13 protein-coding genes are annotated in these 14675 nt (G+C 67.0%); 4 read left to right on the forward strand and 9 right to left on the reverse strand.

Annotation, left to right across the window (positions count from 1 at the left end; translation table 11 throughout):
* Positions 1 to 29 precede the first annotated feature (29 nt).
* From AQY21_RS17930 to AQY21_RS17940, 3 genes are all read left to right on the forward strand, one after another.
* Positions 30 to 1028: a branched-chain amino acid ABC transporter permease gene (locus tag AQY21_RS17930; protein WP_058098992.1), complete on the forward strand. Its 999-nt coding sequence runs from the start codon at positions 30 to 32 to the stop codon at positions 1026 to 1028.
* 43 nt (positions 1029 to 1071) lie between these two features.
* Positions 1072 to 2670 (forward strand): GMC family oxidoreductase, encoded by a 1599-nt coding sequence (locus tag AQY21_RS17935; RefSeq protein ID WP_058098982.1) that lies wholly within the window; start codon positions 1072 to 1074, stop codon positions 2668 to 2670.
* 71 nt (positions 2671 to 2741) lie between these two features.
* The gene (locus AQY21_RS17940; protein ID WP_065169954.1) at positions 2742 to 3272 is read left to right on the forward strand and encodes a DUF3016 domain-containing protein; all 531 of its coding nucleotides are present in this window, start codon (positions 2742 to 2744) and stop codon (positions 3270 to 3272) included.
* A gap of 517 nt (positions 3273 to 3789) precedes the next feature.
* Here the strand turns inward: AQY21_RS17940 and cbbX are convergent.
* From cbbX to AQY21_RS17975, 7 genes are all read right to left on the reverse strand, one after another.
* Positions 3790 to 4731, reverse strand: coding sequence for a CbbX protein (gene cbbX, locus AQY21_RS17945; protein ID WP_058098984.1), 942 nt, complete (start codon positions 4729 to 4731; stop codon positions 3790 to 3792).
* 73 nt (positions 4732 to 4804) lie between these two features.
* Entirely contained in the window at positions 4805 to 5194 is a 390-nt protein-coding gene (locus AQY21_RS17950; protein WP_058098985.1) for a ribulose bisphosphate carboxylase small subunit, read from the reverse strand.
* An 11-nt stretch (positions 5195 to 5205) separates the two neighbouring features.
* Complete coding sequence (locus tag AQY21_RS17955; protein ID WP_058098986.1) at positions 5206 to 6669, reverse strand: form I ribulose bisphosphate carboxylase large subunit; 1464 nt, start codon at positions 6667 to 6669, stop codon at positions 5206 to 5208.
* Between the two features lie 14 nt (positions 6670 to 6683).
* Positions 6684 to 7763: a class II fructose-bisphosphate aldolase gene (gene fba / locus AQY21_RS17960; protein ID WP_058098987.1), complete on the reverse strand. Its 1080-nt coding sequence runs from the start codon at positions 7761 to 7763 to the stop codon at positions 6684 to 6686.
* Positions 7763 to 9766 carry a transketolase gene (gene tkt, locus AQY21_RS17965; RefSeq protein ID WP_161906056.1) on the reverse strand — a complete coding sequence of 668 codons (2004 nt, stop codon included), beginning with the start codon at positions 9764 to 9766 and terminating at the stop codon, positions 7763 to 7765. Before tkt ends, fba begins: the two co-directional genes overlap by 1 nt.
* A 14-nt stretch (positions 9767 to 9780) precedes the next feature.
* A complete protein-coding gene (locus AQY21_RS17970) occupies positions 9781 to 10653 on the reverse strand; it encodes a phosphoribulokinase (protein ID WP_058098988.1) in 873 nt (290 codons plus the stop codon).
* Positions 10654 to 10675: 22 nt separating this feature from the next.
* On the reverse strand, positions 10676 to 11668 hold the full coding sequence (locus AQY21_RS17975) for a class 1 fructose-bisphosphatase (RefSeq protein WP_058098989.1): 993 nt from the start codon (positions 11666 to 11668) through the stop codon (positions 10676 to 10678).
* A 97-nt stretch (positions 11669 to 11765) separates the two neighbouring features.
* Between AQY21_RS17975 and cbbR the strand changes: the two genes are divergently transcribed.
* A complete protein-coding gene (gene cbbR, locus AQY21_RS17980) occupies positions 11766 to 12695 on the forward strand; it encodes a LysR family regulator CbbR (RefSeq protein WP_058098990.1) in 930 nt (309 codons plus the stop codon).
* A 49-nt stretch (positions 12696 to 12744) separates the two neighbouring features.
* Here cbbR and AQY21_RS17985 read toward each other — a convergent pair whose 3' ends face one another.
* Together AQY21_RS17985 and AQY21_RS17990 are read right to left on the reverse strand one after the other, a co-directional pair.
* Positions 12745 to 14079, reverse strand: a complete 1335-nt coding sequence (locus AQY21_RS17985; RefSeq protein ID WP_058098991.1) for an MFS transporter — start codon at positions 14077 to 14079, stop codon at positions 12745 to 12747.
* A 157-nt stretch (positions 14080 to 14236) separates the two neighbouring features.
* Positions 14237 to 14675, reverse strand: a 439-nt coding sequence (locus AQY21_RS17990; protein ID WP_152988263.1) for a M24 family metallopeptidase, incomplete at its 5' end; no start/stop codon positions are given.

Below are 14675 nucleotides of genomic sequence, written 5' to 3' on the forward strand. Positions count from 1 at the left end.
CGCGGGCCTTTTCGGAAAGGATGCCTGACATGGCCGCAAAATCCGAAACCGTCGCCTCGGACCATGTCGCGGCCCATCCGCGCGCCGGGCAGGTCCAGCTGGTGCTGGTCGCCATCGCCCTGGCCGGGCTGCTGGTGGCGCCGATGTTCCTCTATCCGATCTTCCTGATGAAGCTGCTGGCCTTCGCGCTCTTCGCCTCGGCCTTCAACCTGCTCTTGGGCTACACGGGCCTGTTGTCCTTCGGCCATGCCACCTTCTTCGGGGGCGCGGCCTATTTCACCGCCCATGCGGTGAAGGTCTGGGGCTGGTCGCCCGAGGCCGGCATTCTGCTGGGCGTTGCCGGTGCGGCCGTGCTGGGGCTGGTGATGGGCGCCATCGCCATCCGCCGCCAGGGCATCTATTTCGCCATGATCACCCTGGCGCTGTCGCAGATGTTCTTCTTCTTCTGCCTGCAAGCGCCCTTCACCCATGGCGAGGACGGCATCCAGTCGGTGCCGCGCGGGCATCTGTTCGGGCTGATCGACCTGAACCGGCCGATGAACATGTATTACTTCGTGCTGGCGGTGTTCGTGATCGGGCTGCTGATCATCCGGCGCTTCGTGAACTCGCCCTTCGGCATGATCCTGAAGTCGATCCGCGAGAACGAGCAGCGCGCGATCTCGCTGGGCTATTCGGTGCAGCATTACAAGCTGGGCGCCTTCGTGATGTCGGCGGCGCTGGCCGGGCTCGCGGGCGGCGTCAAGGCGCTGATCTTCCAGTTCGCGACGCTGACCGACGTGACCTGGCAGATGTCGGGCGAGGTGATCCTGATGACGCTGCTGGGCGGCATCGGCACGCTTTTGGGCCCCATCGTCGGCGCAGGGCTGGTGGTCACGTTGCAGAACTACCTCGCCACCTCCGACTTTCCGGTCACCATCATCACCGGCGTGGTGTTCATGGTCTGCGTCCTGCTGTTCCGACGCGGGCTGGTGGGCGAGTTCTTCGCAACCAAAATCGGCCGGAAACTGGGGTTCCGTTCCGAATCGTGATGGTGCGGCCCCCGCGCCGGCGGGGGTCATCATGGAGTGTCCGATGGAAAGCTACGACTATATCGTGATCGGCGCGGGCAGCGCCGGCTGCGTGCTGGCCAATCGCCTCAGCGCTGATCCCGGCAACCGCGTGCTGCTGCTGGAGGCCGGGGGGCGCGACAATTACCACTGGATCCATATCCCGGTGGGCTATCTCTATTGCATCGGCAATCCGCGCACCGACTGGGGCTTTCGCACCGAACCCGAGCCGGGGTTGAACGGCCGCGCGCTGCTTTATCCGCGTGGGCGGGTGCTGGGCGGCTGCTCCTCGATCAACGGCATGATCTACATGCGCGGGCAGGCGGCGGATTACGACCATTGGCGCCAGCTTGGCTGCACGGGCTGGGGCTGGGACGACGTGCTGCCGCTGTTCAAGGCGCAGGAGGACCATTATCGCGGCGCCGACGACATGCACGGCGCCGGCGGCGAGCTGCGGGTCGAGACGGCGCGCGTCCGCTGGGCGGTGCTCGACGCCTTCATGGCGGCGGCGGAACAGGCCGGCATCCCGCGCACCGAGGATTTCAACCGCGGCGACAACGAAGGCGGCGGCTATTTCGACGTGACCCAGAAAAGCGGCTGGCGCTGGAGCGCGGCGAAGGCCTTTCTGCGCCCGGTCCGCCACCGCCAGAACCTGCGCATCCTGACCGGGGCCGAGGTCGAGCGGCTGGTGATCGAGGCGGGCGAGGTCACGGGCGTCGTCTTTCACCATCAGGGCCAGCGGCGCGAAGTCCGGGCCGGGCGCGAGACGGTGCTGGCGGCGGGCTCCATCGGTTCGGTGCAGATCCTCGAACATTCCGGCGTCGGGCAGGGCGAAATCTTGCAGGCCGCCGGCATCGCCCCGCAGGTGGAGGTACCGGGCCTGGGCGAGAATTTGCAGGACCATCTGCAATTGCGGCTGGTCTACAAGGTCCGGGGCGTGCCGACGCTGAACGAAAAGGCCTCGCACCTGATGGGCAAGGCCGCGATCGGGCTGGAATACCTGCTGAAACGCTCGGGGCCGATGTCGATGGCGCCGAGCCAGCTTGGCATCTTCACCCGCTCGGGGCCGGACAAGGCCACGCCCGACCTGGAATTCCACGTCCAGCCGGTCAGCCTGGACAAGTTCGGCGACCCGGTGCACCCCTTTCCGGCCATGACCGCCTCGGTCTGCAACCTGCGGCCGGAAAGCCGCGGCTCGGTCCATGTCGCCGGGCCGGATTTCCGCGCCCATCCCGCGATCCGGCCGAACTACCTGTCGACCGAGGCCGACCGCGACGTGGCCGTGCGGGCCATCCGCCTGACTCGCAAGATCGCCGCGCAGCCGGCCTTCAACCGCTTCGACCCCGAGGAGCATATCCCCGGCATCGCCTTCCAAAGCGACGAGGATCTGGTCAAGGCCGCTGGCAATATCGGCACCACGATCTTCCACCCGGTCGGCACCTGCCGCATGGGCGCTGACGAGGGTGCGGTGGTCGATCCGCGGCTGCGGATGCGGGCGCTTGGCCGGCTGCGGATCGCCGATGCCTCGGTCATGCCGACGATCACCAGCGGCAATACCAACGCCCCGGCGATGATGATCGCGGAAAAGGCCGCGCGGATGATGCTGGAGGATGCAAGGGCCTGAGCGCCGGCTTTGACTTTTCCCGCCGCCTTCCCATATCCTCTCGCAGGGCTGGAAATGCGAAAGGCAAAGCCATGCTCAGAACCATCTGCCTGACCCTTTCGCTGGCGCTTGCGGCGCCCGCCGCCATGGCGGGGCCGATGACGCCGGCCGAGGGGCGCGTCACCGTCACCTATGTCGCGCCCGAGACGTTCCGCGACCGCGAGTTCCGCCGCGAACGCAGCCGCAGCTCGGCGCTGGCCGAGTTCGACCGCTGGTTCGCCGAGCTGGGCGCTCGCTACCTGCCCGCCGGCCAGAGCCTGCATATCGAGGTGCTGGATATCGACCTTGCCGGCGAGTTCGAGCCCTGGCGCAGCGGATTCCACGACGTGCGCTTCCTGCGCGACATCACGCCACCGCGCATCCATCTGCGCTACCGGCTGATGCAGGGCGACACCCTCATCCGCGCGGGCGAGGAGCGGCTGACCGACATGAACTATCTCTCGGACCCGCGCGGGCATGGCGACAGCCGGCGCTTCATCTATGACAAGCTGCTGGTGCAGGACTGGTTCCGCAAGACCTTCGCCAAGCCGCAGCGACCCGCCCGCCCCGGCCTCTCGGGCTGAGCCTTTGCCGGGGCAGCGCGGCCGGATTGGCCGGGCATGGGTCGCCGCTAGGATCCGCCCCCGGCAAGGCGGGCGCCGGAACCGTCCCGGCGACCGCCCGGATCGGGCGCGTGCCGGTCGGCATCGGGAGAGACAGGCATATCGAAAGGCGCGTGGCAGAGCGGGCAACGATGAGCGGCGGCGCGCGGCACATCCCGCCCGCACTGCGGACAGATCGGCGGCAAGAAAGAGCGAGGCATGTCAGAGCCTTGCAGAAAAAAAGAAACGGATTGCCGTTATTCCCGACCCGCCTTTCGGGCGTTGTGCCGCCTCTCGCCACCGGGCCGCCGCCTGCGCCGGATCCATCCGCATTGCATCTCCGCCAGAGCCAAGCCTTATCACTGTCCACCTGTCGAAATAAGCTCGTTATCGACCGCAACGGTCCCGTCCAACATGGCGCTGCGGGCCCGCCATTCAAGCCCTTGCCCGCCCTGGACGGGGCGGCATGCTGTCGCGGCCGCGATGCGGACCCATCCGATCAGGGCGTATCGCCCCGCCGGCTGCCATCGATGTCGAGCCCGCCCGAAAACACCCGGCTCGCACGCAGATCGGCCTCGGTGATGGTCGAGAGCATGCGCGCGTCGACCGGCACGTCGCCGGAAAACAGCCGGTTCGCCTGCCGCAGCCGAGCCCGGTCCAGCGCATTGCGGATCGAGCGCGCATTGGCGAAATGCGGCTGGTCGCGGCGCAGCCGGATATACTCCTCCATCGCCTGCCGCCCGCCACCGTCGAAGGCATAGCCCTGGTTCTCCAGCATCGAGGCCGAGATCCGCGCCAGTTCCTCGTCGGTATAGTCGGGAAACTCGATATGATGGGCGATGCGCGAGCGAAAGCCGGGATTGGCGGCAAAGAAGCGATCCATCCGATCGGCATAGCCGGCCATGATGACCACCAGGTCGTCGCGGTTGTTCTCCATCACTTGCAGCAGGATCTCGATCGCCTCCTGGCCATAGTCGCGCTCGTTGTCGGGCTTGTAGAGGTAATAGGCCTCGTCGATGAACAGTACGCCGCCCATGGCCTTCTTCAGCACCTCCTTGGTCTTGGGCGCGGTATGGCCGATATATTGCCCGACCAGGTCGTCGCGGGTGACGCTGACCAGATGGCCCTTGCGCACATAACCCAGGCGATGCAGCAGCCCGGCCATCTTCAAGGCCACCGTGGTCTTGCCGGTGCCGGGATTGCCGGTAAAGCTCATATGCAGGGTCGGCACCTCGTAAGCCAGCCCCAGGTCGCGCCGCGCCCGGTCCACCAGCAACAACGCCGCCGTCTCGCGGATCCGCTGCTTGACCGGCGCCAGGCCGATCAGCTCGCGGTCCAGCTCGTCCAGGATCTCGCGCACCCCCGAAGATTCGTACTCGGCCTTCAGATCCACGGTCTGCGGCTTTTCGGGCGCCAGCTTCTCGCTCACATCGCCATCCATCGGGCTTTCTCCGTTTCCCAAATACTCTCGGGGGGTCGGGGGGGGCAGACGGCCCCCCGGACCGGCAGCGCCATCAGCCGATGAGCTCATGCGTATAGCGGATGTGCCGGCCGTCGGCCTCCATCCGCCAGGTCCGGAAGCTCGGCTCCGATTTCGGCCGGTTGACGATGAAGGACATCATCACCGTCTCCCATCCCCGGGTGCTGTCGAAGGCGTTGATGCGGATATAGCTGTCGCCATGCGCCTTGCGGCACTCGTCCAGCTCCATCATCACGCCCTTGGCGTCCTTGAGGTCGAACATCGGATTGCCCCACATCTCCCAATAGGTGTTGCGGGGATGCGGCTCGTCGGTGAACTCGATCCCGACCGCCCAGTCGCGCGACAGGATATATTCCACCTGGTCGCGGATCTGCTCGTCCGTCAGGTCGGGCAGAAAGGAAAAACAGCCCTGAGTGATACGCATGTGATCCTCCCTTAGCTGACGGACGCGGTCGGAACGAAGTCCGAAGTGTCGGTCGAGGTGTAGTTGAAGGTGATGTTGCCCCAGGTATCCAGCGCCGCCTCCAGCGGCTTGCACCATTTGGCGGCGCGGCGCAGGACTTCCGGGCCCTCGGTTGCGATGTCCACGCCCTCGTTGCGGGCCAGAACCATGGCCTCCAGCGCCACGCGGTTCGCGGTGGCGCCGGCCTGGATGCCCATCGGGTGACCGATGGTGCCGCCGCCGAATTGCAGGACCACGTCGTCGCCGAACAGGTCCAGCAGCTGGTGCATCTGCCCGGCATGGATGCCGCCCGAGGCGACGGGCATCACCTTCTTCAGGTTGCCCCAGTCCTGCTCGAAGAACAGGCCGCGCGGCAGGTCGACCTCGTTCACCATCTCGCGACAGACGTTGTAATAGCCCTGCACGGTCAGCGGATCGCCCTCCAGCTTGCCGACGGCGGTGCCGCAATGCAGGTGATCGACGCCCGCCATGCGCAGCCATTTCGCGATGACGCGGAAGCTGATGCCGTGGTTCTTCTGCCGGGTATAGGTGCCATGGCCGGCGCGGTGCATGTGCAGGATCATGTCGTTCTGCCGGCACCAGTTCGAGATCGACTGGATCGCGGTCCAGCCGACGATCAGGTCCACCATGACGATGACCGAGCCCAGTTCCTTGGCCAGTTCGGCGCGGCGATACATCTCCTCCATGGTGCCGGCGGTGATGTTGAGGTAGTGCCCCTTGACCTCGCCGGTGACGGCCGTGGCCTTGTTCACCGCCTCCATGCAATAGAGGAACCGGTCGCGCCAATGCATGAAGGGCTGGCTGTTGATGTTCTCGTCATCCTTCATGAAGTCGAGCCCGCCCTTCAGCCCCTCATAGACCACCCGGCCATAATTCTTGCCGGAAAGGCCCAGCTTGGGCTTGGTGGTGGCGCCCAGCAGCGGGCGGCCGAACTTGTCCAGCCGCTCGCGCTCGACCACGATTCCGGTGGGCGGGCCGGCAAAGGTCTTCATGTAGGCGACCGGAAAGCGCATGTCCTCCAGCCGGGCGGCCAGCAGCGGCTTGAAGCTGAACACGTTGCCGATGATCGAGGCGGTGACGTTGGCGATCGAGCCTTCCTCGAACAGGATCAGGTCATAGGCGACATAGCAGAAATACTGGCCTTCCTGCCCCGGCACCGGCTCGACCTTGTAGGCCTTGGCGCGATACTGGTCGCAGGCGGTCAGCCGGTCGGTCCAGACCACGGTCCAGGTCGCGGTCGAGCTTTCGCCGGCCACGGCCGCCGCCGCCTCGATCGGGTCCACGCCGTCCTGAGGCGTGATGCGGAACAGCGCCAGGATGTCGGTGTCCTTGGGCTGGTAGTCGCCGTCCCAATAACCCATCTGGGCGTATTTCAGCACCCCGGCGGCATAGCGCTTCTTCTTGTCGGTGATTTCGGACTTGCTCAACTCGTTCATCGGGCTTCCTCCTCTCAGGCGGCTTTCGCGCCGGTGATTGCCGGGTCCAAAGCCCCCGACGCATAGCGTTTGGCCATCTCGTCCATCGGGATGACCCTGATCTTGCTGGCATGGCCGGCCGTGCCGAAACGCTCGAAGCGGTCGCGGCACAGCGCGGTCAGTTCCTTCATCGCGGGGATCAGGAATTTCCGCGGGTCGAATTCCTGTGGCGCATCGCGGGCGACCTTGCGGAACTGCCCGGTCATGGCCATGCGGCAGTCGGTGTCGATATTGACCTTGCGCACGCCGTGGCGGATGCCGCGCTCGATCTCCTCGACCGGGACGCCGTAGGTCTGGGGCATCTCGCCGCCCGCCTCGTTGATGAGGTCTTGCAGGTATTGCGGCACCGAGCTGGAGCCGTGCATGACCAGATGCGTGCCGGGCAGGCGGTCGTGGATCGCCTCGATCACATGCATGGCCAGGATGTCGCCATCGGGCTTGCGGCTGAACTTGTAGGCGCCGTGGCTGGTGCCGCAGGCGATGGCCAGCGCGTCGCAACGGGTGCGCGAGACGAAATCCACCGCCTGGTCCGGGTCGGTCAGCAGCTGGCTGTGATCCAGCTTGCCCTCCGCGCCCGAGCCGTCCTCGGCCGCCGCCTCGCCGGTTTCCAGCGAGCCCAGCACGCCCAGCTCGCCCTCGACCGAGGCGCCGACGGCATGGGCGGCCTCGGAGACCTTGGCCGTCACCGCGACGTTGTAGTCGTAATCGGCGGGCGTCTTCATGTCCTCGTGCAGCGAGCCGTCCATCATCACGCTGGTGAAACCGTGGCGGATCGCCGACATGCAGGTGGCCAGGTTGTTGCCATGGTCCTGATGCAGGCAGATCGGAATCCCCGGGTTCATCTCGGCCAGCGCCTCGACCATGCGGCGCAGCATGATGTCGCCGGCATAGGCGCGGGCGCCGCGGCTGGCTTGCAGGATTACCGGCGCATCGACCTCGGCCGCCGCCTTCACGATGGCCAGGCCCTGTTCCATGTTGTTGATGTTGAAGGCGGGCACGCCATAACCATGCTCGGCGGCGTGGTCCAGAAGCTGTCGCAGCGTGATGAGGGCCATCACTTTCCTCCCTGGATAAGCTGGTTGGCAAGATCGGCGGCACGTTCGGCGGTGATGCCGAAATGCCGGTAAAGGGCCGGGGCAGGGGCCGAGGCGCCAAAGCCCGCCATGCCGATGAAGCCGTCACCGAGCCGCAGGATCAGCCCGTCCCAGCCCTGGCGGATCAGCGCCTCGATGCCGATGCGCGGGGCGCGGCCCAGCACGGTCTCGCGCTCGGCCGGCGGGCGCTCGGCGAACAGCTCGAAGCAGGGGGCCGAGACGACGGCGGCGCGCACGCCCTGCGCGGCCAGCAGGTCGGCAGCCTCCAGCGCGATCTCGACCTCGGAGCCGGTGGCGATCAGCGTCACGTCGCGCGCGCCCTCGGTCTCGCGCAAGACATAGGCGCCCTGGCGGGTCAGGTTCTCGTCGCCGGGTTCCAGCCGCACGGCGGGCAGGTTCTGGCGCGACAGGCAGAGGATCGAGGGCGTGGCGGGCGCGGTCAGCGCGATCTCCCAGGCCTCGGCGGTCTCGACGGCATCGGCGGGGCGGAAGACCATCAGGTTCGGGATCGCCCGCAGCGCCGCGACATGCTCGACCGGCTGGTGGGTCGGGCCGTCCTCGCCCAGCCCGATGCTGTCATGGGTCATGACATGGACGACCGGCACCCCCATCAGCGCGCCCAGCCGGATCGCGGGCCGGGAATAGTCGGAAAAGGCCAGGAAGGTGCCGCCATAGGGAACCAGCCCGCCATGAAGGGCGATGCCGTTCATGATCGCGGCCATGCCGTGTTCGCGGATGCCGTAATGGACATAGCGGCCCAGGCGCTCGGCCGGTGTCACCGAGACCATGCCCTTGCTGCGGGTGTTGTTCGAGCCGGTCAGGTCGGCCGAGCCGCCCACCGTGTTCGGCAAGGTGGCGTTCACCACCTCCAGCGCCATCTCTGACGCCTTGCGGGTCGCGACCTTGGGCCGGTCAGCGGCCAGATTCGCGGTATATTCCTTGATGGCATGGCGCAGCGCCACAGCATCGGGCGCGGCCAGCATGGCATTGAAACGGGCCTTGTCGGGGGAATTGTCCAGCCGTTCCTGCCAGGCCGACCGCGCCTCGGCCCCTCGCGCGGAGACAGAGCGCCAGGAGTCCAGGATGTCTTGGGGAATTTCGAAGGGTGCATGCGGCCAGCCCAGATGTGCGCGGGCCGCCGCGATCTCGTCGGCGCCCAGTGGCGCGCCATGCACGTCATGGCTGCCCTGCTTGTTCGGCGCGCCGTAGCCGATCACCGTCTTGCAGGCGATGAGCGAGGGCCGCGCATCCTCGCGCGCGGCCTGGATGGCGGCGGACACCGCCTCGCGGTCATGGCCGTTCACCGCCTGCACATGCCAGCCCGAGGCGGCAAAGCGCGCCTGCTGGTCGGTCGAGGTCGAAAGGTCGGTATGCCCGTCGATGGTGATGCCGTTGTCGTCCCACATGACGATCAGCCGGCCAAGCTGCTGGTGGCCGGCAAAGTCGATGGCTTCGTGGCTGACGCCCTCCATCAGGCAGCCGTCGCCGCAGATGACATAGGTCCAGTGATCCACCAGATCGTCGCCGAAACGCGCGTTCATCATCCGCTCGGCCAGCGCCATGCCGACGGCGGTGGCAATGCCCTGGCCCAGCGGGCCGGTGGTGGTCTCGATGCCCTTGGCATGGCCGTATTCGGGATGGCCGGCGGTGCGCGCGCCCAGCTGGCGGAAATTGCGCAGCTGGTCCATGTCCATGTCGTCATAGCCCAACATGTGGTTGATCGCATAGACCAGCATCGAACCATGGCCCGCCGACATCACGAAGCGGTCGCGGTCGGGCCATGCCGCATCCGCGGGATCGATCCTGATGAAGCGGTTGAACAGCACCGTCGCCACGTCCGCCATGCCCATGGGCGCGCCGGGATGGCCGGATTTCGCGGCCTCGACCGCATCCATGGCCACCGCCCGGATGGCATTGGCCATCTGCGCCTCCAGCCCGGTGTCGATTCTTGCCATCTGGTTCATCCTCTGCCCTCCCTTCAGGCGCGTTTCGAGTCGCCGACCAGACGCAGGATCATCGGCGTCAGGATCAACTGCATGGCGAGGTCCATCTTGGGCCCCGGAATGACGATGGAATTGGCGCGGCTCATCCACGAGCCCTGGATCATCGAGGTCAGGTAGGGGAAATCGATGCCACGCGGGTTCTTGAAGCGGATCACCACCAGGCTTTCGTCCGGCGTCGGGATCCAGCGGGCGATGAGCGGGTTCGAGGTATCGACCACCGGCACGCGCTGGAAGTTGATGTCGGTCTGGGTGAATTGCGGGCAGATCACATGCACATAGGCATGCATCCGGCGCAGGATGACATCGGTCACGGCTTCGGTCGAATAGCCCCGGCTGGCCTTGTCGCGGTGGATCTTCTGGATCCATTCCAGGTTGATGACCGGCACCACGCCGACCTTCAGGTCGGCCTGGCCGGCGATGTCGATGCCGTCGGTCCTGACCGCGCCATGCAGCCCCTCGTAGAACAGCAGGTCCGAATCCGAGGCGAAATCCTCCCAGCCGGTGAAGTTCCCGGGCGGGACGCCATAGCGTTCGGCCTCGCGCTCGTCATGGACGTAGTGCCGGGTCTTGCCGGTGCCGGTCTCGCCATATTGGCGAAAGACCTGCTCCAGCCGCTCCAGCTCGTTGGCCTCGATGCTGAAATGGCTGAAGGTATGGTCGCCCGCCTCGGTGCGCCGGGCCAGTTCCGCCTTCATCGCCGCGCGGTCGTAGCGGTGAAAGGCGTCGCCCTCGATGCTGACGGCGGTGATCTTCTCGCGGCGGAAGATCTGGTCGAAGGTGTTCTTGATCGTGGTGGTGCCGGCGCCCGACGAGCCGGTGACGGAGATGATCGGGTGTTTCTTGCTCATGTTGTCCCCCCGGTTTTGCAGATCAGGCCCGGAACAGGCCGCGATTGCCGAACAGCGCCGAGACCTCGGTTTCGGGCAGGTCGTGATAGGCGGCGATGCGCGCGACCTTCTCGGCCGAGCCGAAGACGAAGGGCGTGCGCTGGTGCAGCGCCTCGGCCTGCTGGTCGAGGATCGGGATGGAGCCGTCGCTGGCGCCGCCGCCGGCCTGTTCGATCAGAAAGGCGATGGGCGCGCATTCGTAGAGCATGCGCAGCCGGCCGCGCTCATAACCCTTGCGGGTGTCGGAGGGATAGAGGAACACCCCGCCCCGCACGAGGATGCGATGGGTCTCGGCCACCAGCGAGGCGATCCAGCGCATGTTGAAGTTATGCGCGCGCGGGCCGTCGCTGCCGGCAAGGCAGTCGTCGATATAGGCCCGGATCGGCCGCGGCCAGTGCCGGTAGTTCGAGGCGTTGATGGCGAATTCGAAGGCGCAGTCCGGCAGGTCCTGCCGGGCCGCGACCAGCCGGAAGCCGCCGCTGTCAGGGTCCAGCGCGTAATGCTGCACGCCGTCGCCGAAACTGACCATCATGGCGCAGCGCGGGCCATAGATGATGTAGCCGGCGCCGATCTGCTGGCGGGCCGGACGCAGAAAGCTGGCCTCGGCCGTCGCCTCGGCCGGGTAGATCGAAAAGATTGTGCCGATCGAGACATTGGTGTCGATGTTCGACGAGCCGTCCAGCGGGTCGATGGCCACCGCCAGCCCGCCCCCGGGGTCCAGCGCCACCGCCTGTTCCTGTTCCTCCGAGGCCAGCCAGCGCACCCCGGCGCCGGCCAGCGCCTCGCGGAACAGGTCGTCCGCGATCACGTCCAGCGCCTTCTGCCCGTCGCCATCCGCGTTGGTCCCGACCGGCGAGGCCAGGTCGCCGCCGCGGCGGATGATCTGCGCAAGCCGCGCGCCGGCGCCGGCGATGGCCCGCATCGCCGGGCGCAGGTCTTCGGGTATCCGGTCGGTCTGGATTGTCTCGGCGGTCATCGGCCCCTCCCCCTTGGAACGCGTCCCGCCTTCTTGTTGACACGGCGGTGCTTTAAGGAACATTTAAAAATCCAGAAATCTATTTCGGAAAACCTGAATGGCACGCATCGACGCCGTCACCCTTCGCCAGCTTCGCGTCTTGCGTGCGGTGATCGACAGCGGCTCATTGACCGGCGCGGCGGGCAGCCTGGGGCTGAGCCCGCCGGCCGTCCACAGCCAGCTGCGGGCGCTGGAGGACCTGATGTCTGCGCCTTTGGTCATAAGGGGCGAGCATGGCGCCTTCCTGGCCACCGACGAGGGGCGCGCGGTTCTGGAGGCCGAGGCGCAGATCGCCGTCGCTCTGGAAACCTGCGCGCGGCGGGTGGCGGCGCTGCAAAGCGGCCATACCGGCAATGTCTTGCTGGGGGTGGTCTCGACCGGGAAATATTTCGCCCCGCGCCTGGTCGCCGACCTGCGCCGGGCGCTGCCCGAGGTCGAGGTGACGCTGCGCATCGGCAATCGCGACGCGGTGATCCAGTGGCTGGCCTCGCGCGCGCTGGATCTGGCGATCATGGGCCGACCGCCGCGCAGCCCGGCCGTGGTGGCCGAGCCCATCGGCCCGCATCCGCATATCATCGTCGCGCCCCCCGACCATCCGCTGGCCGCCGCCGATCCGGCGCTGCCGCAGGACCTGCTGGCCGAGACCTATCTGGCGCGCGAGCCCGGTTCGGGCACGCGCATCCTGATGACGCGGTTCCTGGACCGGATCGGCGACGGCACGCCCTGGCGCATGGTCGAGATGGGCACGAACGAGACCATCAAGCAGGCGGTGATCGCCGGGCTGGGCATCGCGCTGATCTCGCAGCATACCGTGACGGAGGAGTTGCGCGCCGGCCGGCTGGTGGCGCTGAAGGCGGTGGGCCTGCCGATCCAACGCAACTGGTTCCTGCTGCGGCGCGAGGACATGGCCCTGTCGCCGGCGGCGCAGCGCGTGCATGACCATATCCTCGCGCTGCGGGGGGCGTTTCTGCCGGTGGTGGAATCGTAAGGGCCGGCCGCAGGCAGCACGCCCGCGGCCGGCCCTTTGGGCAGCGGGATCAGTCCTCCAGCGGCTTGCCGGCGGTCTCGCGCGCCATCAGCATGGCGATCAGCGCCAGCCCGGCGGCGCCGACCAGATACCAGGCCGGGGCCAGCTTGCTGCCGGTCGCGCTGATCAGCCAGGTCGCGACGAAGGGCGCGGTGCCGCCGAACAGCGCATTCGCGGCGTTGAAGCTGAAGGCGAAGCCGGAATAGCGGACGCGGGTCGGGAAGATCTCGGACAGGAAGCAGGGCAAGGTGCCGTCGTTGATGGTCAGAAGCGCGCCGAAGGCGATCTGGATCAGCACGATGGTGGCGAAGCTGGCGCCGTCGAGCATGCTGAACAGCGGCACGGTCAGGCCGATGAACAGCACCGAGGCGGTGATCAGCGCCGTCTTGCGCCCCAGCCGGTCCGACAGCATGCCCATCAGGAAGATCAGGAAGATATAGCTGGCCAGCGAGATGCTGGTGGCCAGGAAGGCCTGGGCCTTGCCCATGCCCATCTCGGTCGAGAGATAGGTGGGCATGTAGCTGAGGATCAGGTAGAAGCCCACGGCGTTGAGACAGGTGACGCCGAAGGCGATGGCGATCTGCCGGCGATGGTTGCGGAACAGTTCGCGCACCGGGGTGGCCTCGACGTGATGGGTCTTTTCCAGTTCGCGGAATTTCGGCGTGTCCTCCAGCCGCAGCCGGATATAGAGGCCGATGAAGCCCAGCGGCAGCGCCAGCAGGAAGGGGATGCGCCAGCCATAGCTCTGCATCTGTGCCTCGGTGAGCAAGGCGAACAGCCCCGCCGACATCAGCGAGCCGGCCAGCAGCCCCGCCGCGGTCGAGGCGGGCACGATGCTGGTATAGAGCCCGCGGCGATGGGTCGGCGAATACTCGGCGATGAACGAGGTGGCGCCGGCATATTCGCCCGCGGCGGAAAAGCCCTGCACCATGCGCACCAGCAGCAGCAGCACCGGCGCCAGCATGCCGATCTGGTTGTAGGACGGCAGCAGCGCGATGACGGTGGTGGCGCCGGACATGATCAGGATCGACCAGGACAGCGCGGTGCGCCGGCCGACCCGGTCGCCGATCGCGCCCCAGATGATGCCCCCGACCGGGCGGATGATGAAGGAGATGGCAAAGACCGCGAAGGTCGCCAGCAGCGCGCTGGTCGGCGCGATCTCGGGGAAGAAGGCATGGGCGATGACGGTGGCGAAATAGCCGTATGAGGCATAGTCGAACCACTCGACGAAATTGCCGACAAAGCTGGCGCCCAGCACCTTCTTCACGACATCGGGCGAGACCTCGGCATCTTGCGCCGCATCCTGCGGCATGCCGGCCGCCGAAGCGAGCATTTGATTGGACATGGGGTTATTACCCTCCCTTGGGTGTTCCTGCCGGCCTCCTCTGCCGGCAATGACCAGTCGGCCCGGCCCGCGGGGGAGATGCGGGCCGGTCCTGGCGGTTTTGGGCCGCCGTTCCGTGCTCCGCCCGCCGGGGTCCGGCGGGCGGGAATGTCGGGGGTCAGGCGGCCCTGGCCTTGCCCTTCACGATCAGGTGCTCCGGCCCATAGGGGAAGCCGGTGATGTTGCGGTTGCCGCCTTCCTCGATCACCAGGATGTCGTGCTCGCGATAGCCGCCGGCGCCGGGCAGGCCCTCGGGGATGGTGATCATCGGCTCCATCGACACCACCATGCCGGGCTCCAGCACCGTCTCGCAATCCTCGCGCAGCTCCAGCCCCGCCTCGCGGCCGTAATAGTGGCACAGCACCCCGAAGCTGTGGCCATAGCCGAAGCTGCGGTATTGCAGCAGGTTCTCGGCCGCATACATCTCGTTCAGCTCCGCGGCGATCTCCGAGCATTTCCTGCCCGGCACCAGCAGCTCCTTGCCGCGGTCGTGGACCTTGCAGTTGAACTCCCACAGCCGGATATGCTCGTCGCTGGCCTCCTCGGCGAAGAGCGTC

This window comes from Paracoccus sp. MKU1 (assembly GCF_001447385.1).
GTDB lineage: Bacteria > Pseudomonadota > Alphaproteobacteria > Rhodobacterales > Rhodobacteraceae > Paracoccus.

Excerpts from the sequence above, each read along its gene's own strand:
- AQY21_RS17930 (WP_058098992.1), top strand. The coding sequence starts at position 30 with ATGGCCGCAAAATCCGAAACCGTCGCCTCGGACCATGTCGCGGCCCAT.
- AQY21_RS17935 (WP_058098982.1), top strand. The coding sequence starts at position 1,072 with ATGGAAAGCTACGACTATATCGTGATCGGCGCGGGCAGCGCCGGCTGC.
- AQY21_RS17940 (WP_065169954.1), top strand. The coding sequence starts at position 2,742 with ATGCTCAGAACCATCTGCCTGACCCTTTCGCTGGCGCTTGCGGCGCCC.
- cbbX (WP_058098984.1), bottom strand. The coding sequence starts at position 4,731 with ATGGATGGCGATGTGAGCGAGAAGCTGGCGCCCGAAAAGCCGCAGACC.
- AQY21_RS17950 (WP_058098985.1), bottom strand. The coding sequence starts at position 5,194 with ATGCGTATCACTCAGGGCTGTTTTTCCTTTCTGCCCGACCTGACGGAC.
- AQY21_RS17955 (WP_058098986.1), bottom strand. The coding sequence starts at position 6,669 with ATGAACGAGTTGAGCAAGTCCGAAATCACCGACAAGAAGAAGCGCTAT.
- fba (WP_058098987.1), bottom strand. The coding sequence starts at position 7,763 with ATGGCCCTCATCACGCTGCGACAGCTTCTGGACCACGCCGCCGAGCAT.
- tkt (WP_161906056.1), bottom strand. The coding sequence starts at position 9,766 with ATGAACCAGATGGCAAGAATCGACACCGGGCTGGAGGCGCAGATGGCC.
- AQY21_RS17970 (WP_058098988.1), bottom strand. The coding sequence starts at position 10,653 with ATGAGCAAGAAACACCCGATCATCTCCGTCACCGGCTCGTCGGGCGCC.
- AQY21_RS17975 (WP_058098989.1), bottom strand. The coding sequence starts at position 11,668 with ATGACCGCCGAGACAATCCAGACCGACCGGATACCCGAAGACCTGCGC.
- cbbR (WP_058098990.1), top strand. The coding sequence starts at position 11,766 with ATGGCACGCATCGACGCCGTCACCCTTCGCCAGCTTCGCGTCTTGCGT.
- AQY21_RS17985 (WP_058098991.1), bottom strand. The coding sequence starts at position 14,079 with ATGTCCAATCAAATGCTCGCTTCGGCGGCCGGCATGCCGCAGGATGCG.